General features: G+C 75.7%; 19 protein-coding genes. 14 read left to right on the top strand and 5 right to left on the bottom strand.

Annotated elements, in window-relative coordinates; all coding sequences use genetic code 11:
* Positions 1 to 180: 180 nt before the first annotated feature.
* Positions 181 to 1059: an alpha/beta fold hydrolase gene (locus GA0070610_RS15620; RefSeq protein ID WP_089000714.1), complete on the bottom strand. Its 879-nt coding sequence runs from the start codon at positions 1057 to 1059 to the stop codon at positions 181 to 183.
* A 169-nt stretch (positions 1060 to 1228) separates the two neighbouring features.
* On the opposite strand from GA0070610_RS15620, the gene GA0070610_RS15615 reads away from it, so the two are divergent.
* The 5 genes from GA0070610_RS15615 to GA0070610_RS15595 all read left to right on the top strand — a co-directional run bounded on the left by GA0070610_RS15615 (position 1229) and on the right by GA0070610_RS15595 (position 8730).
* Complete coding sequence (locus GA0070610_RS15615; RefSeq protein WP_089000713.1) at positions 1229 to 4714, top strand: BTAD domain-containing putative transcriptional regulator; 3486 nt, start codon at positions 1229 to 1231, stop codon at positions 4712 to 4714.
* 99 nt (positions 4715 to 4813) lie between these two features.
* A complete protein-coding gene (locus tag GA0070610_RS15610; RefSeq protein WP_089000712.1) occupies positions 4814 to 5653 on the top strand; it encodes a DedA family protein in 840 nt (279 codons plus the stop codon).
* 618 nt (positions 5654 to 6271) lie between these two features.
* Positions 6272 to 6865: a hypothetical protein gene (locus GA0070610_RS15605; RefSeq protein ID WP_089000711.1), complete on the top strand. Its 594-nt coding sequence runs from the start codon at positions 6272 to 6274 to the stop codon at positions 6863 to 6865.
* Positions 6866 to 7050: 185 nt separating this feature from the next.
* Positions 7051 to 8022, top strand: a complete 972-nt coding sequence (locus GA0070610_RS15600) for a pirin family protein (RefSeq protein ID WP_089000710.1) — start codon at positions 7051 to 7053, stop codon at positions 8020 to 8022.
* Positions 8023 to 8064: 42 nt separating this feature from the next.
* Complete coding sequence (locus GA0070610_RS15595; RefSeq protein ID WP_089000709.1) at positions 8065 to 8730, top strand: hypothetical protein; 666 nt, start codon at positions 8065 to 8067, stop codon at positions 8728 to 8730.
* A gap of 254 nt (positions 8731 to 8984) precedes the next feature.
* On the opposite strand, the gene GA0070610_RS15590 is transcribed toward GA0070610_RS15595, so the two are convergent.
* A complete protein-coding gene (locus GA0070610_RS15590; protein WP_197697739.1) occupies positions 8985 to 9638 on the bottom strand; it encodes a DUF1345 domain-containing protein in 654 nt (217 codons plus the stop codon).
* A gap of 170 nt (positions 9639 to 9808) precedes the next feature.
* Positions 9809 to 10081: a DUF2795 domain-containing protein gene (locus GA0070610_RS15585; RefSeq protein ID WP_089000708.1), complete on the bottom strand. Its 273-nt coding sequence runs from the start codon at positions 10079 to 10081 to the stop codon at positions 9809 to 9811.
* 153 nt (positions 10082 to 10234) lie between these two features.
* Here GA0070610_RS15585 and GA0070610_RS15580 point away from each other — a divergent pair, with 153 nt between their 5' ends.
* Entirely contained in the window at positions 10235 to 10645 is a 411-nt protein-coding gene (locus GA0070610_RS15580) for a DUF2267 domain-containing protein (protein WP_089000707.1), read from the top strand.
* 85 nt (positions 10646 to 10730) lie between these two features.
* Here GA0070610_RS15580 and GA0070610_RS15575 read toward each other — a convergent pair whose 3' ends face one another.
* Positions 10731 to 11897, bottom strand: coding sequence for a CaiB/BaiF CoA transferase family protein (locus GA0070610_RS15575; protein ID WP_089000706.1), 1167 nt, complete (start codon positions 11895 to 11897; stop codon positions 10731 to 10733).
* Between the two features lie 73 nt (positions 11898 to 11970).
* Between GA0070610_RS15575 and GA0070610_RS15570 the strand changes: the two genes are divergently transcribed.
* The 8 genes from GA0070610_RS15570 (at position 11971) to GA0070610_RS15535 (ending at position 18144) form a co-directional block, all read left to right on the top strand.
* A complete protein-coding gene (locus GA0070610_RS15570; protein ID WP_089000705.1) occupies positions 11971 to 13149 on the top strand; it encodes a glycosyltransferase in 1179 nt (392 codons plus the stop codon).
* Positions 13142 to 14131 carry a glycosyltransferase family 9 protein gene (locus GA0070610_RS15565; RefSeq protein ID WP_089000704.1) on the top strand — a complete coding sequence of 330 codons (990 nt, stop codon included), beginning with the start codon at positions 13142 to 13144 and terminating at the stop codon, positions 14129 to 14131. The genes GA0070610_RS15570 and GA0070610_RS15565 overlap by 8 nt, the downstream gene beginning before the upstream one ends.
* Positions 14132 to 14345: 214 nt before the next feature.
* Positions 14346 to 15365 (top strand): TerC/Alx family metal homeostasis membrane protein, encoded by a 1020-nt coding sequence (locus GA0070610_RS15560; RefSeq protein WP_089000703.1) that lies wholly within the window; start codon positions 14346 to 14348, stop codon positions 15363 to 15365.
* Between the two features lie 80 nt (positions 15366 to 15445).
* A complete protein-coding gene (locus GA0070610_RS15555; protein WP_197697891.1) occupies positions 15446 to 16036 on the top strand; it encodes a sulfite oxidase-like oxidoreductase in 591 nt (196 codons plus the stop codon).
* Positions 16033 to 16767, top strand: a complete 735-nt coding sequence (locus tag GA0070610_RS15550; RefSeq protein ID WP_089000701.1) for a ferredoxin reductase — start codon at positions 16033 to 16035, stop codon at positions 16765 to 16767. The genes GA0070610_RS15555 and GA0070610_RS15550 overlap by 4 nt, the downstream gene beginning before the upstream one ends.
* Positions 16768 to 16787: 20 nt before the next feature.
* Positions 16788 to 17081, top strand: coding sequence for a DUF6510 family protein (locus GA0070610_RS15545; protein WP_089000700.1), 294 nt, complete (start codon positions 16788 to 16790; stop codon positions 17079 to 17081).
* A gap of 50 nt (positions 17082 to 17131) precedes the next feature.
* Positions 17132 to 17527, top strand: coding sequence for a nuclear transport factor 2 family protein (locus GA0070610_RS15540; protein WP_089000699.1), 396 nt, complete (start codon positions 17132 to 17134; stop codon positions 17525 to 17527).
* 62 nt (positions 17528 to 17589) lie between these two features.
* Positions 17590 to 18144, top strand: a complete 555-nt coding sequence (locus GA0070610_RS15535; protein ID WP_089000698.1) for a GNAT family N-acetyltransferase — start codon at positions 17590 to 17592, stop codon at positions 18142 to 18144.
* An 82-nt stretch (positions 18145 to 18226) separates the two neighbouring features.
* Here the strand turns inward: GA0070610_RS15535 and GA0070610_RS15530 are convergent, their stop codons facing one another.
* Positions 18227 to 19312 (bottom strand): hypothetical protein, encoded by a 1086-nt coding sequence (locus GA0070610_RS15530; RefSeq protein WP_089000697.1) that lies wholly within the window; start codon positions 19310 to 19312, stop codon positions 18227 to 18229.
* Positions 19313 to 19521 lie beyond the last annotated feature (209 nt).

Below are 19521 nucleotides of genomic sequence, written 5' to 3'. Positions count from 1 at the left end.
GGCGGGCAGCGCGCCGACCGGGGCCGCGCCGGTGCTCGTGGTGCGCGTCGTCACGGGGTCACCCTAGTGCGGTTGCCGCCACCGGATCGCCCCGGCGCGGCGTGACGGTCCCCGACCGGATCCGACCCCTGGGCCGGTCCGGGGCGGGGCGGGCACCGCGGCCGGGGGCGTCGCCCGGCGCTACCGGGCCAGCAGGGCGCGCAGGGCGGCGACGACCTCGGTGGGCGCCTCCTCGGCCATGAAGTGCCCGCAGGTGACCGTCCGGTGCTCCAGGTCGGGTGCCCAGGCCCGCCACAGCGCGGCCGCGTCGTAGCCGAGGGCGGCACCCCAGTCCTGTTGCAGCACGCTCACCGGCATCCGCAGCGTCGCGCCGGCGGCCCGGTCGGCGCGGTCGTGCGCGACGTCGATCCCGGCGGACGCCCGGTAGTCGGCGACGATGGAGGGCACCGCCTCCCGGGACGCCCGCAGGTACGCCGCCCGCACCTGGGCGGGGATGGCGTCCGGGTCGCGGGTCCAGGCGTCGAGGAAGTGGCCGAAGAAGGCGTCCGGGCTCGCCCCGATCAGCCGCTCGGGCATACCCGGGGGCTGGGCCATCAGGTAGAGGTGGAAGCCGACGGCGGCGGAGACACCGCGCATGACGTCCCACATGTCGAGGGTGGGCAGCACGTCCAGCGCGGCCAGGTGGGTGACCGTCCCGGGGTGGTCCAGGCCGGCGCGGACGGCGACCAGGGCGCCGCGGTCGTGCCCGGCGAGGGCGAACCGCTCGTGGCCCAGCGCCCGGGCGAGCGCGACCACGTCCGCGGCCATGGTCCGCTTCGAGTACGCGGTCCCGTCCGTGTCGGCCGGCTTGTCGCTGTCGCCGTAGCCGCGCAGGTCGGGGCAGATCACGGTGTGGTCGGCGGCGAGATCGGCGGCGACGTGCCGCCACATGAGGTGGGTCTGCGGGAAGCCGTGCAGCAGCACGACCGCGCTGCCGGAACCGGCGACGGCCGCGCTGAGCGTCACGCCGTCGGCGACGGTGACGCGTCGGTGCTCGAATCCGCTGATCGTCGGGTGCATGGTGGGCCTTCCTGTGGTGCCGCCCTCGCGGCGGGTGCGGTGCTCCGGGGACCACGTCGTCCGGCACCGAGCGTGCCCGGGGATGATCAGCGACCGGTCAGCAACGGATGAGTGCCGCGCGGTGCCGGCCCCGGGCACCCGGCCGGCGGGGCCTGCCTAGATTGGTGCCATGACCAGGCAACCGGCGGCGGACGCGGTGGCCTTCGGCGTGCTGGGACCGGTGCGCGCGGTACGCGACGCCGGACCCGTCGCGCTGAAGGGCCCCCGCCACCGCGCCGTGCTGGCCCGCCTGCTCGTCGCCCGGGGCCGGGTCGTACCGGTCGAGCGGCTCGTCGGGGACCTGTGGGAGACGCCCTCGGACGGTGCGGTGGGGGCGATCCGTACGTTCGTCGCCGACCTGCGCCGCGCCCTGGAACCGGGCCGGGCGGCCCGGCAACCCGCCCGCCTGCTGGTGACCGCCCCGCCCGGCTACGCGCTGCGCGCGGCCCCGGACACCGTGGACGCCTGGCGGTTCGAGGCGGCGGCCGGGGAGGCCGGCGAGCTGCTGACGGCCGGCGACGCCGTACCCGCGCTGCGTCGCCTCGACGAGGCACTCGGCCTGTGGCGCGGTCCGGCGTACGCGGAGTTCGCGGACCAGCTCTGGGCCCGCGCGGAGATCGACCGGCTCGACGAATTGCGGATGCTGGTCCTCGAGCGGCGGGCGGAGGCGCTGCTGGCGCTCGACCGGGCCGCCGAGGCCGCCGCCGGACTGCGGGCCCACACGGCCAGCCACCCGCTGCGGGAGGACGCCTGGCGGCTGCTGGCCACCGCCCTGTACCGGTCGGGCCGTCAGGGCGAGGCGCTTGCCGTGCTGCGGCAGACGCGCGACACCCTGGTCACGGAGCTCGGCGTGGACCCGGGCCCGCGGCTGCGCCGACTGGAGGCGGACATCCTCGCCCAGGCGCCGGAACTGATCCCGCCCTTCGTGACCACGCCCGTGACGGGCGGCGGGGTGACCACGCCCGGGACGGCTGCCGGGGCGGCGCCGCCCGGGACGGCTGCCGGGGCGGCGCCGCCCGGGACGGCTGCCGGGGCGGCGCCGCCCGCGCCGGCCGGCGCGGCGGTCCCGCCTGGCGAGCGCCCGTTCGTCGGGCGGAACGGGGAGTTGACCGCCCTGCGGCAGGCCGCCGCCCACGTCGCCGGGCACCGCAGCCCCGCGCTCGCCCTCGTCTCGGGCGAGCCGGGCGCGGGCAAGACGGCGCTCGCCGACGCCCTCGCCCGGGACCTGGCCGCTGCCGGTTGGACGACCGCGTGGGGCCGCAGCCCGGAGTACGAGGGCGCCCCGGTCGCCTGGCCCTGGGCCCGGATCACCGCCGCGCTCACCGCGTCCGCCCCGGGCGCCGCACAGCCGGGGCCCGCCGCGGCGGGCCCATGGGCGGACGCGGCGGGCCGGGCGGCGGGCCCATGGGCGGACGCGGCGGGCCGGGAGGCGGACCCGGAGGTGGACGCGGCGGGCCGGGAGGTGAACGAAACGGGCCCGGAGACGGATGGGGTGGACCCGGCGGTGGCCCGGTTCCGGCTCCGTCGCGCCGCCGCCTCGCTGGTCTCGGCGGCCGCCGGGCGGGGACCGGTGCTGCTCGTCGTCGACGACCTGCACCGCGCCGACGCCGACACCCTGGACCTGCTGACCGCCCTGGTCGGCGAGCCGGAGCCGGTGACCGGACCGGTGCTGATCGTCGGCACGTACCGCACCGCCGAGATCACCCCCGAGTTGACCGCCGCGCTGGCCCGCTTCGCCCGCGTCGAACCGGTCCGGGTGCACCTGGGCGGCCTGGCCGAGCCCGCGACCGGGGACCTGGCCCGGGCGGTCGCCCGGCAGGAGCTGGACCCGTCCGTGGTGCGCCTGATCCACCGCCGCAGCGGCGGGAACCCGTTCTTCGTCCGGGAGTTGGCGCGGCTGCTCGCCACCGGGGGCGGCGCGGCCCTGCACGAGGTGCCGACGGGCGTACGCGACGTCATCCGCCACCGGCTGACCCGGCTGCCGGACGAGGCCCGTACGCTGCTACGGCAGGCCGCCGTGCTCGGTCGGGACGTCGACCCGGACCTGCTGGCCGCCCTCGCCGGCGACAGCCCGTCGGTCCTCGACGGTCTCGACCTCGCCCTGGCCGCCGGATTCCTCACCGGGCACGGCGCCGACGGGCGGCTGCGGTTCACCCACATCCTGGTGCGCGACACCCTCTACGGCGACCTGTCGGCGCCGCGCCGGGCCCGCTGGCACGCCGCCGCCGGCGAGGCGATCGAGCGGCTGGACCCGCACGACGTCACCGCCCTCGCCCACCACTTCGCCCTCGCGGCGACCCGCGTCACCGCGCCCCGCGCCGCACGCTACGCCCGGGCGGCTGCCGAGCGCGCCGAACGGCGCTTCCAGCCGCACGAGGCGGCCCGGCTGTGGCGTCAGGCGCTGTCCGCCCACGACCGGGCGGGCGACGGCGACGTACGGGGGCGGCTGGACGCGGTCATGGGGCTGGGCCGGGCGCTCGCCGTCACCGGCCACCTCGACGAGGCGCGGCGACTGCGCTCCACGGCGCTCGCCACCGCCGTCGAACTCGACGACGCCACCCTGACCGGCGATGTCCTCGCCGCCTTCGACGTCCCGGCCGTCTGGACCCGCAACGACGACGAACACCTCTCCCGCGAGGTCGCCCGGGCCGCCGAGCGGGCGCTGGCCGCGCTCGGCGACGGCGATCCGCAACGCCGCAGCCGGCTGCTGAGCACCCTCGCCCTCGAACTGCGCGGCACCACCACCGACCGGGGTCACCGGGCCGCGTGCGAGGCGGAGGCGGTCGCCCGGCGGCTGTCGCATCCGGCGCTGCTCGCCCACGCGCTCAACGCCCGTTTCCTGCACACGTTCGGCCGGGCCGGCCTCGCCGGCGAGCGCGCCCGCATCGGCACCGAACTGGTCGAGCTGGCCGGTCGGCACGGGCTGGTGAGCTTCGAGGTACTCGGCCACCTCGTCCTGCTCCAGGCGCGCTGCGCGCTGGCCGACCTCGGGGCCGCGGACGCGCACGCCCGCGCCGCCGAACGCCTCGCGCAGCGCTACGACCTGCCGCTGGTCGGCGTCTTCACCAGCTGGTACGCCGCCCTGCGACTGGCGATCGCCGGGCAGCCGGACGAGGCGGAGGCCGCCTACCGGGCGGCGCAGGCCCGGCTCACCGGCAGCGGGATGCCCGGCATGGAGCAGGGGCTGCTCGCGTTGGCGCTGCTGTGTCTGCGGCCGACCGCGCCGCAGCCGGAGGGCACCGCCGGGGGCGCGGCTGACTTCGGGCCGTACGAACCCTGGGCGCGCCCCCTGGTCCTGCTCGCCGCCGGTCGGCGCGGCGAGGCCGCCGCCGCGCTGCGCGCCGTCCCGGACTCGCCGCACGACCTGCTGCGCGAGGCCCGGCTCTGCCTCGCCGCCCGCGCCGCCCTCGCCCTCGACGACCACGCCACGATGCGGCAGGCGTACGCCGCGCTCGTCCCGGCCGCCGACGAGCTGGCCGGCGCCGGCAGCGGCGTGCTGACCCTCGGCCCGGTGGCCCGGCACCTCGCGGATCTCGCCGCCGCGTTGGGGCGCGCCGACGAGGCCGCCGCGCACCGCCGGACCGCCCGTGCGGTCGCCGCGCGGGCCGCCCGCTAGGCGCCTCCCGGCCTCCCGCACCCCGCCGTCACGGGCCCCGCCGCCCGGGAGGGCCGGCCCCGTGGCGGACTCTCAGGAACGGTTCGTAGCGTGGGGGCCATGATTCGTACCGCGCACGCCCTGCTCGCCTCCGGCACCGACACCGCGGAGGCCGCGCCACCCGAGGACGGACTGATCGGCTTCGTCATCGGTCTGGTCGAGCGGCTCGGCGGTCCCGGCGCGGGTCTGGCCGTGGCCTTGGAGAACCTCTTCCCGCCGATCCCCAGCGAGGTGATCCTCCCGCTGGCCGGATTCGTCGCGGGTCAGGGCCGGATGAGCGTGGTCAGCGCGATCTTCTGGACCACCCTCGGCTCGCTGCTCGGGGCCCTGGCCCTCTACTGGATCGGCGCCGTGCTCGGCCGGGAACGGGTCCGGGCGATCGCGCAGCGGCTGCCGCTGGTCAAGCTCAGCGACGTGGACCGCACCGAGGAGTGGTTCCTGCGGCACGGGGTGAAGGCCGTCTTCTTCGGCCGGATGATTCCGATCTTCCGTAGCCTGATCTCCATCCCGGCCGGCGTGGAGCGGATGCCGGTGTGGACGTTCGCGGTCTACACGACGCTCGGCAGTCTGATCTGGAACACGACCTTCGTGATGGCCGGCTATCTGCTCGGCGACAACTGGCACCTGGTCGAGGGCTACGCCGGCGTGCTGCAGAAGGTGGTCATCGTGGCCTGCGTGGCGGCCGCCGGCTGGTTCGTGGTCTCCCGGATCGTCCGGGCACGGCGCGGCGCCGCGCCCGTCGACCCCGCAGCGCCCGTCGACCTTGCTCCGCCCGTCGATCTTGCCCCGCCCGTCGAGCCCGCTCCGCTGCCGTACGCGCCGGACCCGACGGGGCGGGGCACGATCTACCGCAGCGTCTACTCCGACGCGCAGGCCCCGGACCGCGACCTGTCCCGCTGAGCCTCAGGCGCATGCCGGACCGGGCCACGCCCGGCGTGCTGGCTGGGTGTCCGGGCCGTGCCTGGGGTCCGTGAGATCTTGGTACGAAAGTGCCCCTCCAGGGGCGCGGAACTACCAAGATCTCGGCCGGTCACGATCACGGCCATCTGCGTCGCGTGTCCGGTTGTGGCGTAGGCGTGCGGGGAGTGCGGCTGGGCTGTGCTCGTCTGGTCCGGGGTGGGCGGGGTGTCCGGTTCGGGGGTGTGGTCGGGGGCATCGTGGGGGCGGAATCGTGGCGGGGGTGGGGTCGTTACACCATGCGTACGACCGAGCAGGGCGCGCCGCCCCGCCGGGCCCCGGGCCGCTGGGGGAATGGTGGTGGGCCGCTCGTGGTTACACATGGTCGCGGTTGACGTGAGGGCGTCCCCCCGCCTCGCGGAACAGCCTCCGGTCCTTGCGGCCTGCACGGCCCGGTAGTCGGCCGGCGTGGCCGATCTGATCTTTCCTCCGGTTGCTTTCGTGGTCGCCGGAGGTGGCAGCAGTTTCCCCTGAGTTCATGGGCGCCGGACGGTGCTTGCACCCGCGTGAGCCGATCCCCCTCGGCGTTGTGGGTGCCGACCCCCGAATGGAGCATCTGTGATGAACACGATTCTGCGTAAGAGCGTTCTTGGTGTTGCGGGTCTGGCGTTTGCCGGTGGCGTGTTCGCTGGTCCGGCTGCCGCGCATGCCGCCCCGTCGGTGGAGCCGGTGCCGGTGGCGGTGGCGGTGCAGGCCGACAAGCCGGCCGTGGACAAGGGCAAGCTGGTCCCGCACGGTGTGCAGGGTGCGCAGTCGCGCATCGACCTGTCCGACGAGCAGGTCGGCAACGTGAAGGCGATCATCGCGGCGACGAAGAAGGCCGGCATGGACGAGCGGGCCGCGGTGGTGTCGATCGCGACGGCGTTGCAGGAGTCGAAGTTGGAGAACCTGGGTCACCTGGGTGACCGCAACGACCATGATTCGCAGGGCCTGTTCCAGCAGCGTCCGTCCAGTGGTTGGGGCACGGTGGAGCAGATCACCGACCCCGAGTACTCGACCACGGCGTTCCTGAAGGGTCTGAAGCAGGTCGACGGGTGGCAGGACATGCCGCTGACCGAGGCGGCGCAGACGGTGCAGGTGTCGGCGTACCCGGACCACTACGCCCAGTGGGAGCAGATGGCCGCCGACCTGGTCGCCGAGCACTGGAACAGCTGACCCGAGCAGTCTGAACGTCCGCGTCTGGCCGGTACCCCACCCGGGTGCCGGCCAGACGCATGCAGAAGCCGGGAGCCGGCAGTAGCCGGGAGCCCCGCAGATGCCGGGTGCCCGCAGGTGCCGGGCGCCCCGTCGGTGGTGGGCGAGCGGCGGCTCGGTGTCGTGGCCGGGCGTACAGTCGGGCGGTGGAGCGCACCGAGAAGATGCCGGCGGAGACCCGACCACCTGGTGTGGCCACGGCCGATCCCGGCAGCGTCCTGCTGCCGGGGCACGACGTGCCGCTGGGCCGCTACACCACCGTTCGCCGGCTGCTCCCGCAGCGGCAGCGGCGGATGGTCGGGGCCTGGTGCTTCGTGGACCACTTCGGCCCGGACGACGTGGCCGAGCGGCCCGGCATGGAGGTGCCGCCGCACCCGCACACCGGCCTGCAGACCGTGACCTGGCTGCTCGACGGGGAGATCCTGCACCGCGACAGCCTGGGCAACGTCCAGCCCATCCGCCCCGGCCAGCTCAACGTGATGACCTCGGGGCACGGCATCGCCCACTCGGAGCGGTCGCCCGAGCGGCATCCGCCGCTGATGCACGGCGTACAGCTCTGGGTGGCGCTGCCGGACCCGGCCCGCGCCGGTGCCGCCGACTTCGCCCACCACGCCGACCTGCCGCGCTGGCGCGACGGCGAGCTGGACGTGACCCTGCTGGTCGGTGAGCTGGCGGGCGAGCGGTCCCCGGCGCGGACGTACACCCCGCTGCTCGGCGCCCAGCTGGAGCTGCGCGGGCCCGCGCCGGCCACGTTGCCGCTGCGCCCCGACTTCGAGTACGGGCTGCTGGCCATGTCCGGCGCCGCCGAGGTCGACGGGGTGCGCTTCGCGCCCGGGGCGCTGCTCTACCTCGGCACCGGCCGGGAGCGCCGCACCGTGCGGGGCGAGCCGGGGAGCCGCCTGCTGCTGCTCGGCGGGGCCCCGTTCGAGGAACCGCTGGTGATGTGGTGGAACTTCGTGGGCCGTTCGCACGAGGAGGTGGCAGCCGCCCGGGAGGACTGGATGGCAGGGCGGCGCTTCGGCGTCGTCGCCGACGATCCCGCCCCGCCGTTGCCCGCCCCGGCGTTGCCCACCACCCGCCTCAAGGCGCGCGACCGCAGCGGTGGCCTGCACGGCTGAGCCGGGCAGGCGTGGCCCGGCGCGGCGCGGGTAGTCGCCGGCATGCCGACCACAGCCACCTCCCACGTCGAGGACAGGAAACGTCTGGTGCGCCGGCTCGCCGGCAGCGGGCGCGGCTTCGCCGAGCAGTACGGCTTCCGGGTGATCAACAACCCGTCGAGCCTGTTCCAGGTGCTCTGCCTCGCCGTGCTGCTGGCCCGCCGGGGCGACTTCCGGCGCGCCGTGGACAGCGCGCACGCCCTGCCCGCCGCGGGCTGGGACAGCGCCGCCCGGCTGGCCCGTTCCCTGCACGCCGACCGGGTACGCGTGCTGCTTGACAGCGGCCAACGCGGTGACGTCGACGCGCTCGCCGACACCCTGGGCGATCTGGCCCGGGCCGTCGTGGAGCGCTACCGGGGCGACCTGCGCCGGCTGCGCGCGGTGGCCCACCACGACCCGGCCCGGGAGCGGGAACTGCTCACCGAGTTGCCCGGGGTCGACGCCACGGTGGTCGACCTCTTCCTGCGCGAGGCCCAGGCGCTGTGGCGGGAGGTCGCGCCGGTGGCCGACCGCAGGGCGCTGGTCGCGGCCCGCCGGCTGGGGCTGGGCCGCTCCGCCGACGACCTGGCGAGCCTCGCCGGCAGCGGCGAGTCCGAGCGCCTGGCCTGGCTGGTGGGGGCGCTGGCCCGGGTCGACCTGGAGAAGCGGTACGCGGAGTTGGCCGCCTGACCTGCGGGTGGGCTGGCCCACACTTGCCCCGTAATCAGCCGAACGGATGATGTTTCATCGTATGATGGTCGCGGCACTGATGCCCGCCCGGTTCGGGCGTACATCGACCGCCTGGTGGTCGCGGCCTGGTTCGGGCCCGACCGGCCACCGGACAGGTTCTGTGTGGCGCCCCGGTCGCGGTTCGCGACGGGGGCGCCCGCCTGTCCGGCACCCCGCGTCCCGCTGGCTGCCGACCGCGCCGCCGGGGCACCGTCTCACCTCGCGAGGCCGGCCAGCAGGTTCACCGTGACCGCGATGATGAACGCCCCGAACAGGTACGACACCATCGAGTGTCGCAGCGCCGTGCGGCGCATCTCGTTGCTGGTCAGCGCCGTGTCGGAGACCTGGAAGGTCGCGCCGACGGTGAACGCCAGGTAGGCGAAGTCCGAGTAGCGGGGCGGCTCGACCTGGTTGAAGTCGATCCCGCCGTCCGGGCCCGTGTAGTAGATCCGCGCGTACCGGGCGGCGAAGACGGTGTGCACCACCAGCCAGGACAGCAGCACGCTCAGCACGGCCATCCCGCCGTAGACGTTGCGGGCGGGCGTGGCGTGCGCCCCGTGCGCGCGGGTCACCACGACGCCGACGGCCAGCAGGCTGGCCAGGCAGGCGGCGAGCAGCAGCGCGTCACGCGCCGCCCGGTTCGGGTCCTCGTACACGGCCACCTGGGCCGTGCGCCGCGCGTCCATCGGCCACAGCTTGTGCCAGACCAGCACCAGCCAGCTCAGCGAAGCGGCGTCCCAGCCGGCCAGCGGCGCCAGAGCCGGCGTGGCGGCCAGCGCGGCGAGCCCGCCGACCACCAGGCCGACCACGCCCATCACGGTGAGCTGGACCGCGGCCGGGGTGTGCCCGACCGGTCGACGCGCCGTCATCCGGCACCGGCGAGGTACGGCTCGGCGCGGACCGGCCGCGTCGGCTCCCGTACGCGCCGCGGCGCTGACCAGCCGCGCCCGCGCCCGGGCCCGGGCGCGCTCGACCGCGTCGGGGGCGCGCTCGCCGCGGGCGACCGCCCTGACGAGCCGCTGGCCCGCGACAGCAAGGCTCAGATGCCGCGCAGGTGCTGCGACACGCGCTGGTGCCGCTTGTCCCGGGCCTGCGCCGCCCGTTGGGCGGGGCCGACCTCGGGGGCCGCCTCGATGCCTGCCGAGCGGGCCACCTCGTTGCCGTTGGCGTAGTCGACCGGCGGCAGGGCCCGCAACGCGCGCAGCACGTCCGGCGGGGCGCCCTCCCGTTCGGCCTCGCGTACCACGTCGTCCTTCCCGGCCGGGTAGTCCAGGCTCGACAGGTACTGCAGCACGTCGGCGTAACTCGCCATGGTGTCGGCTCCTCCGGGGCATCGTTCGGGTCACGACCGGCGGCGGTTACCCGCCCGGGCGACCGTCACGCGCCGCCCGGCGCGGAAATCACCGCCGTTTCCCCGCCCCGCCGGGGGGTACGCGCAGGACCCGACCAGCCCGAAGGAGCCCGGATGAACTACGACACCTTCGTCGACCAGGTCGCCCAGCGCACCCGTACCTCCTCGGAGCAGGCGGTGGCGCTGACCCGGGCGACGCTGGAGACCCTCGCCGAGCGGCTGACCGGCGGGGAGGTGCTGGACCTGGCCGCCCAGTTGCCCAAGCCGCTGCAGCTCGTGTTGAAGCCGAGCCCACGCACCGAGTCGGCGGAGCGGTTCGGCGCGGCCGAGTTCGTCGCCCGCGTCGCCGTGCGGGCCGACGTGACCGAGCCCGCCGCCCGCGACGCCGCCCGGGCGGTCTTCGTGACCCTGCGCGAGGCGATCAGCGGCGGCGAGTTCGACGACGTGGTGGTCCAGCTCCCACGCGACTTCCGGGACATGGTCGAGCCCGCCATGGCGCCGGGCGCCACCCTGCGCCGTTCCTGACCCGCCGGCTGCGCGTCGGCGACACCGTCGCCCACCTGACCACCGAGGAACCGCCGGCACGACGCCGACACGCTCCCGCCGACGGTCAGGCGACGGCGCCGGCGGCGCGCAGGGCGGCCACCCGCCCCGCCTCGAAGCCCGCCTCGGCCAGCACCTCGTCGGTGTGCTCGCCCGGCTGCGGCGGCGGGCGGCGCAGCGCGGTGGGGGTGCCCGAGAAGCGGGGCGCCGGGGCCGGCTGGGTGACCCCGTCCCGCTGGACGAAGGTGCCCCGCGCCGCCAGGTGCGGGTGCTCCGGTGCCTCCCGCCAGTCGAGCACCGGCGCCACGCAGGCGTCCGAGGAGCCCAGCAGCGCCGTCCACTCGTCCCTGGTCCGGGTGCGGAACAGCCGCGCCCACGACCGGCGCAGCGCCGGCCAGTTCGCCGGGTCGGTGCGGTCCAGCGCCTCGTCCGGGGGCAGCGGGAAGCCGGTACGCCGGACGAGTTCGTCGTAGAAGCGCGGCTCCAGGGCGCCGACGGCCAGGTGGCGGCCGTCGGCGCACTCGTACGTGTCGTAGAACGGGGCGCCGCCGTCGAGCAGGTTCACGCCGCGCTCGTCCCGCCACATGCCGAGCTGGCGCAGCGCGTGGATCTGGGTGCTGAGCACCGCCACGCCGTCGACGATGGCCGCGTCGACCACCTGTCCCCGCGCGCCGCCGCGCACCGCGTACAGGGCGGAGACCAGGCCGAGGGCGAGCATCATCCCGCCCCCGCCGAAGTCGCCGAGCAGGTTCATCGGCGGCACCGGGCGCTCGCCGGCCCGCCCGATGCCGTGCAGCGCGCCCGTCAGCGCGACGTAGCCGATGTCGTGCCCCGCGTGCGGTGCGGCCGGGCCGTCCTGACCCCAGCCGGTCATCCGGCCGTAGACCAGCCGGGGGTTCACCGCGAGGCAGTCCGCCGGGCCGACGCCGAGCCGCTCGGTGACCCCCGGACGGAACCCCTCGATCAGCGCGTCGGCGCTGGCGACCAGGGCCAGCACCACCTCCCGGCCGCCGGGGGACTTCAGGTCCACCCCGACCGAGCGGCGTCCCCGGTTGAGCAGGTCCGGGTGCGCGGTGCCGAACGCCGCCGGGTCCACGTCCGTGGACCGGTCCACCCGGACCACGTCCGCGCCCAGGTCGGCCAGCATCATCGCGGCGAACGGACCGGGCCCGATGCCGGCCAGCTCGATCACCCGCACGCCGGCCAGCGGGCCGGCCGGGAGGTCCTCGGTCATCGGCACACCATAGGCGAGGCGCGTTTGCCCCGTAAGGGGTCGGGAACCCGCCCGTCGAGACGTGGGAGGTGGCGTGGTCGACGACCGGATCAGGGTGGCCATGCTGCACGGTCCCGGTCGCCCCGACGCCGACGGCGTCAGCGACTACGTGACGCACCTGGTCGAGGCGCTCGACGGCGTCGGCGTCGAGGTGACCCCGGTGCCGGTGCGCCCCGACGGCGACCGGGGACGCTGGCGGGCCGCCACCGGCCGGGCCGCCCGCCGGGTGCGAGAGCTGACCCCCGACGTGGTGCACGTGCAGTTCGCCCCGTCGGCGTACCGGTTCTCGGGGCAGCCCGGGCTGCTGCCGTGGCGGCTGCCCCGGCGGGTGCCGCTGGTCACCACCCTGCACGAGTACGGCTGGTGGGCCTGCCCCGGCTGGCTGCCGGGACGGCTCTGGTCGGCGGTGGAGCGGATCCGCTGCTGGGATCGGGAGTCCGGCCGGCTGGTGCCGGCCAGCGCGGCCGTGATCGTCACGAACCCCGGCCACCGGGCCGTGGTGCGCGCCCGTACCGGCCGGGCGGCCATCCACATCCCGATCGCCCCGAACGTCGTCGACCACGTGGGGGCGGCGACGGCGGGGTCCCGCATGCGGGTGGAGCTGGGCCTGTCCGAGGGCGCGCCGCTGCTGGCCTTCTTCGGCTTCGTGCACCCCGTGAAGGGGTTGCGGTACCTCATCGAGGCCCTGCCCGAGCTGCGGCGCGACCACCCCGACCTGCGGCTGCTGGTGGTCGGCGGGTTCACCTCGCAGGCGCTGCCCGAGCGGGAGGCGCAGGCGTTCCGCGCCGAGTTGACCGGGCTGGCCGACCGCTGCGGGGTGGCCGACGCGGTGACGTTCACCGGGCACCTGCCCGCCGAGCGGGTCTCCGCCGCGCTGCACGCCGCCGACGTCGCGGTGCTGCCGTTCACCACGGGGGTGAGCACGAAGAGCGGCGCACTGCTCGCCGCGCTCGCGCACGGCGTACCGACCGCGGTGACGGGGTCCGACGCCGGCGACGACGGGCCGCACCGCAGCGGGGCGGTCGCGGTGATCGGGGCCCGCCGGGACAGCGCCGCGATCGTACGTACCGTCGGCAGGCTGCTCGCCGACCCGGTGCTGCGCCGCCGGCTCGCCGAGCGCGGGCGGGCCTTCGCCGCCGCGTACTCCTGGCCGAGGGTGGCCGCCGCGCACCGCGACCTCTACGCCCGGGCCCTGGGCCGCGCGGATGCCTGAGCGGTACGCGGACATCCTGGTGGTCGACCTGCTCGGCGGGATCGGCGACCTGCTGATGCTGCTGCCGGCGGTGCACGGGCTGGCCCGCCGCAACCCGGGCGCGCGGCTGCGGCTGCTCACCCACGACCCCGGGGCGGACCTGGTGCGCACCGACCCGGCGGTCGCCGAGGTGCGCACACCCCTGCACGGCCGGGCCGGCGCCGAGCGGGAGGCGGTCGTCGCGGCCCTCGCGGCCACCCGACCCGACCTCGCGGTCAGCACCACCCGCTACGACGGCATCCCCGACCTGCTGGAGGCCGGCGCCGGGCGGGCCGTGACGAACCTGTGGCGCGACCCGCCGCCGCAGCAGCCGGTCGGCGACCGCTACCTGGAGGTCCTCCGCGCCGAGGGGCTGCTCGGCGCGGCCGACCGGAGCGCGCGGCCCCGGGTGTACCTGGACGGTGCGGCCCGGCGGGCGGGGGAGCGCGCCGTGGCCCGGCTGGTGGGGGAGCCGCTGGCGCCGCCGGTGGTGCTCGTCACCGATGCCGGAATGGCGGTCAAGCGCTGGCCGCGGGGGCACTGGCGAGGGCTGGCCCGCGCCCTGACCCGGGGCGGGCACCCGGTGCTCACCGTCGGCCCGGTCGATCCCGCCGCGCCGCTCGGGGTGCCGCTTCCCCGGGCCGACCTGCCGACCCTCGCCGGGCAGTTCGCCGCGGTGGGGCGGCGCGGCGGGGTGGTGGTCGGGCCGGACACCGGGCCGGTGCGCCTGGCCGCCGCGGCCGGCGCCGCGACGGTGGCGCTGTTCGGCCCCACCGACGCCCGGCGGTACGGCATGGGCGGCACCGACCTGCAGGGCCTGCCCGGGTGTGCGTACCGGCGTCCCACCGCCATCACCGAGCAGCCCTGCTGGTGGGAGGCGCGCTGCCCGCTCGACGCGGCCGGCCCCGCGTGCATGGCCGACCTCGACGTGGCGGCCGTGCTCGCCGCCGTAACCGCCCGCTGAGCTGGGACGCAGCCCGCGTCACAGGTCGCGGGTGTGATCTGGCGTGCCCCGTTTGCCGAGCCCACGGGCCTGCCCTAACCTTGTCGCGACGAGGGGAGTACTTCCCACGAGCCATCCCGGTCAGTACGGCGTGCCCGGAGCACGCCTCGGGTGGCTGCCCACGAAAAGTGGGTGAAGGAGACCTCGAACATGACAGGGTGTTCGAGGAGGCTCCATGTCCGATTCGCCGTATCTTGCCGCCACCGGTCTCCAATCGGTGGGTACCCCCACGCTGTGGGGCATCACCATCGCTGCCGTGGTCGCCCTGCTCGTGCTGGACTTCCTGGTCACCCGTAAACCGCACGAGGTGTCGATGCGGGAGGCGCTGGGCTGGTCCGCCTTCTACATCGCCCTGCCGCTGGCCTTCGGCGCCTGGATCTGGTCCCGTTTCGGCTCCAACCAGGGCGTGGAGTACCTCACCGGTTACCTGGTGGAGAAGTCCCTCTCGGTCGACAACCTCTTCGTCTTCATGCTGCTGCTGGCCGCGTTCGCGGTGCCGGCCGAGCTGGCCCAGCGGGCCCTGCTCTACGGCATCACCGGCGCGCTCCTGCTGCGCGCGGTGTTCATCGCCATCGGCGCGGCGGCCCTGCAGACCCTGGACTTCGCCTTCCTGCTCTTCGCGATCATCCTGCTGCTCACAGCGGCGAAGCTGCTGCGCGACGCCGTCACCGGGCACGAGCAGGAAGTCGACATCAGCAAGATGCGTTCGGTGCGGCTGCTGCGCAAGTTCATGCCGGTCACCGAGGACTACCACGGTCCGAGGATGGTCGTGCGGATCGCCGGCCGGCGTACGCTCACCCCGTTCGCCCTCGTCGTGACGGCGCTGCTCGCCACGGACATCGTCTTCGCCGTCGACTCGGTGCCCGCCGTCTACGGCATCACCGAGGACCCGTACCTGGTCTTCGCCACCAACGCGTTCGCCCTGCTGGGGCTGCGGGCGCTCTACTTCGTGCTGCACGCCGCGCTCAGCCGGCTGGTGCACCTCAGCTACGGCCTGGCGATCATCCTGGCGTTCATCGGCGTCAAGCTCGGCCTGCACTGGGCGCACGGCATCTGGCCGGGCGTGCCGGAGATCCCGACCCTCGCCTCCCTGGGCGTGATCATCGGCGTACTGGTGATCGTCACCCTCACCAGCCTGCGGGCCACCAGCAAGGCCGGCGGGGGCGAGAAGGAGATCGTGGTCGAGCGGCGCTGAGGCGTCACCCGTCGCGGTGCGGATCCGTCCGACCGCGCCGTGCCACCCACCCCGGGTGGTACGACTGACGGGTGGGAATCGTGTCACCGGGCTTCCAGGGCCGGCCCCGCTCAGCGGAGCCGGCCCTGCCGCCCGGGCAGTACCTGACGCAGGACTTCCCGGTGCTCTCCGCCGGCCCGACGCCGAGGGTGCCGCTGGAGACCTGGGAGTTCGTCATCTCCACCGAGTCCGGCGCCGAGTTCCGCTGGAGCTGGGACGAGCTGATGGCGCTGCCCCAGGAGACCGCGACGGTCGACATCCACTGCGTGACCCGCTGGTCGAAACGGGACACGGGCTGGCAGGGGGTCTCCCTGGACACGCTGCTGGAGGGTGTCGACACCGGCGCCCGGTACGCGCAGGCCCACTCGTACGGCGGCTACACCACCAACCTGCCGCTGGACGACCTGCGCGGCGGGCGGGCCTGGATCGCGCACCGCTACGACGGCGGCCCGCTGCCGGCCGAGCACGGCGGCCCGGCCCGGCTGCTCGTGCCGCACCTCTACTTCTGGAAGTCCGCCAAGTGGGTGCGCGGCATCCGGCTCAGCGTGCAGGACCAGCCCGGATTCTGGGAGACCGCCGGCTACCACGACTACGGGGACCCGTGGCGTGAGCAGCGGTACCAGGGCGATTGAGCGCCCCGCTGCGCTGGCGGGTGGCCCGGCTGTGCGAGCGCCGGGTCGAGACGCCGACCGCGCACACCCTGGTGCTGGAGGTGCCCGGCTGGCCGGGGCACCTGCCCGGGCAGCACGTCGACGTGCGGCTGACCGCCCCCGACGGCTACCAGGCGGCCCGGTCGTACTCGCTGGCCGGCCCGGCCGAGGCCGACCGGATCGCGCTGACCGTGCAGCGGGTGCCCGACGGCGAGGTGTCGCCGTACCTGATCGACGTCTACGCCGAGGGCGACCCGGTGGAGGTGCGCGGCCCGGTCGGCGGCTGGTTCGTCTGGCATCCGGAGGAAACCGCACCGGTGCTGCTGGTGGCCGGCGGGTCGGGTGTCGTGCCGCTGATGGCGATGGTCCGCGCCCGCCGCGCCACCGGCAGCCGGGTGCCGTTCCGGCTGATCTACTCGGTGCGCACCCCGGCCGACGTGATCTACGCCGACGAGCTGCGCCGCCGGGTCCGCGACGACCCGGGCCTGGACGTCGCCCACGTGTACACCCGCGAGGCCCCGCAGGGCTGGCGGGGCGAGCCGCACCGGATCGGGCTGGCCGACGTCGACAGCCACGGCTGGCCGCCGGAGCTGGAACCTCTCTGCTACGTCTGCGGCCCGACCGGGTTCGTGGAGACGGCGGCGGACCTGCTCGTCGGGCTGGGCCACCAGAGCCGCCGGGTGAAGACCGAACGGTTCGGCCCCACCGGCTGAGCGTCGAGGAGGAACGCCCGATGACCGACACGTCGTACCTGGACGGCAACATGCTGGACGGCCCGCTGCGGGAGCTGTTCGCCGTCGACCTGAGCACCGCCGCCGGGCGGTGCGCGCACTGCGGCATGCTCGGCCCGCTGGCCGGCCTGCGGGTCTACCCGCACGCGCCCGGCCTCGTCGCCCGCTGCCCGAACTGCGCCGAGGTGATGCTGCGGCTGGTCCGCTCGCCCGAGTACGCCTGGCTGGACCTGCGCGGGGCCACCTTCCTGCGGGTGCCGATGCCCGCCGAGCAGCCGTACCCGGGCCCGCTGTGAGGGCGGGGGAGGAGGACGTGGCACCGGCTCCCGGACCGGACGGAGGCGACGTGACGGACGAGGCCCTGCGGGCGCGGTCGGCGCGGGAGGTGTTCGAGGACCACCTGCGGCTGGCCGCCGAGCACCGGTTCGCGGAGGACCTGGCGCGCAACGTGTCGCCGTCGTGCGTGGTCCTGGAACGCCGGGGCGTGTTCCGCGGGCGCGAGGGGGTCCGCGAGCTGGCCCGGTGGCTGGAGGACGAGCTGCCCGGCGCCCGGTACGTGTACACGAACCGGATGGTCGAGGGCCGGATGGCGTTCCTGGAGTGGACGGCCCAGATCGAGGGCGTACGGGTCTGCGACGGGGCGGACTCGTTCCTCATCGAGCAGGGCTGGATCGTCGCCCAGACCATCCACTACACGCTGGAGCCGGTCGACGGCGAGGCGGACCCGCCCGCGCGACCGTGAGTGCCGGGTCGCGCCCGCGACGCGCTGGACAACGGCGGCGACCGCCGCGACAGTGGTTCGCCGTGAGATATCTGCGTACGGCGGGGCCGGTCGGCATCCGCCCGCCCCGTCCGGTCGACGAGGCAGAGTTCGTCGCGGCGGCCCGGCGCAGCCGCGACCTGCACCACCCCTGGCTGGCCGCGCCCGACGACCCGGCGCGGTACGCCGCGTACCTGCGCAAGATCCGCCGCCGGGACCATGCCGGATATCTGATCTGCGACCGGGACTCGGGCGCGATCGCCGGCTACGTGAACATCAGCGGGATCCTGATGGGCGCGCTGCGCGGCGGGTACCTCGGCTACGCGGCCTTCCTGCCCTACACCGGCACCGGGCACGCCTCCGCCGGCATCGGCCTGGTGCTCCGGCACGCCTTCGACGCGCTCGGCCTGCACCGGCTGGAGGCGAACATCCAGCCGGGCAACGAGCCGTCGCGCCGGGTGGCGCGCAAGCTCGGCTTCCGGCTGGAGGGCTACTCGCCGGAGTACCTGTTCGTCGACGGGGCGTGGCGCGACCACGAACGGTGGGCGATCACCGCGCCGGCGCCCGCCGGTACGCAGGCCGGTGGCGGCCCGTCGTGACCGCCACCGACCGCCGGGGCGGGTGGGTCGAACCACCCGCCCCGGGTGAGCCGGCCCGGCGCGGCCGGTCGGCGTGGCCGCCTCAGGCGCGGGAGGTGAAGGTGGCCAGGAACCGGTGCGGGGTGGTCACCCCGGCGTTGTCGAAGCAGAGCACGTCCACCTCCACGTCGAGGCCGGTGGACCAGGGCTGGGTCAGGTGGCAGTAGTTCGACCCGGCGCCCTGCGCCACGACCTGCGCGTGCGTCTGGCTGACCCCGAGCTGCGGGAACTTCGCCAGGTAGCGGCCGGCCGGGGCGATGGCGGCCACGGTGTTGGCGCCGACGCCGAGCACCGAGTTGTCGTTGGTCGGCCCGCCGACCGCGGTGCCCAGGTAGCCGAAGCGCGACGGCGGGGCGAGCGAGCCGATCACCGGCCGCCGACGGTGGTAGGACAGGGCGAAGTCGGTGGCCGCCGGCGCGCCCGCCTGGTCGAAGCAGGACACGGTCGCGGCCACGTCGGTCCCGGCGGCGGACCAGCTGCCGATCTTGCAGCGGCGCGGCGCCGCGTTCGGCTGCACGGCGGTGACCTGCACGTCGCCGGCCAGCGCGCCGGCGAGCCCGACGCCCGGGAGCTTCACCGCCCACTGGCCGACCCCCAGCGGGCCGATGCCGTTGGCCGCCCCCGTCGAGTTGTACGACTGGACCAGCGCCCCACCGGCCTGCTGGACGTACGCGTGGGAGGTGCCCGCCGGCAGCACCCCGCTGCTGGTGGTCCACAGGACGGTGAACGGGGTGTCGTCGCGGTCCCCGCCCGGCTTGTGGCACTGCACGTCGACGATCTGGTCGGCGCCGGAGGAGAACCAGCGGACGACCTCGCAGTAGTGGCCGGTGCGGTTGACCGGGGTCACGTGCGGCACCCCCCGCGCCCCGGCGCCGATCTGCGGGAAGCGCACCTGGAACCGGCCCGGGGCGAGCTTCGCGCCCTGCGCCCAGGCGGCGGGAAAGGCGGTCTTCCAGCTGCCCCACTGGCGGGTCGTGTCGAGCACCGTCCAGGCCGGCACGGTCGGGTCCTTGACGTAGGCGAAGCCCCACCGGTCGGCGGTGGCCGCCGCGGCCGGGCCAGCCGCGGCGAGTGCGCCGGCGGCCAGTACGGCGGTCAGCGCGGCGGCGGCGAGCGAACGGAGTCGCATCTTTCCTCCTGGTGACGAGGGTCGGGTCGGCAAGCAGCGTGCGCCGCCGCCGGGGGCGTCACTGTCGGCAACCGCACAGTCGCGTGTCGCAAGTCCGCCGCTGTCGGCTCCCGGCCCTGAGGACCCGCAATCGACGTCCATGGTTCTGCGTTCCGTTTGGCCGCGAGCGGTCCGCGCCGTTTCACCCGCGGTGGGTGATGACGGTGCGG

The sequence above is a fragment of the Micromonospora echinofusca genome (assembly GCF_900091445.1).
In the GTDB taxonomy this organism is placed as follows: Bacteria; Actinomycetota; Actinomycetes; order Mycobacteriales; family Micromonosporaceae; genus Micromonospora; species Micromonospora echinofusca.
The sequence above is the reverse complement of the archived record's forward strand: the minus strand, read 5'-3'. Positions and strand labels throughout refer to the sequence as shown.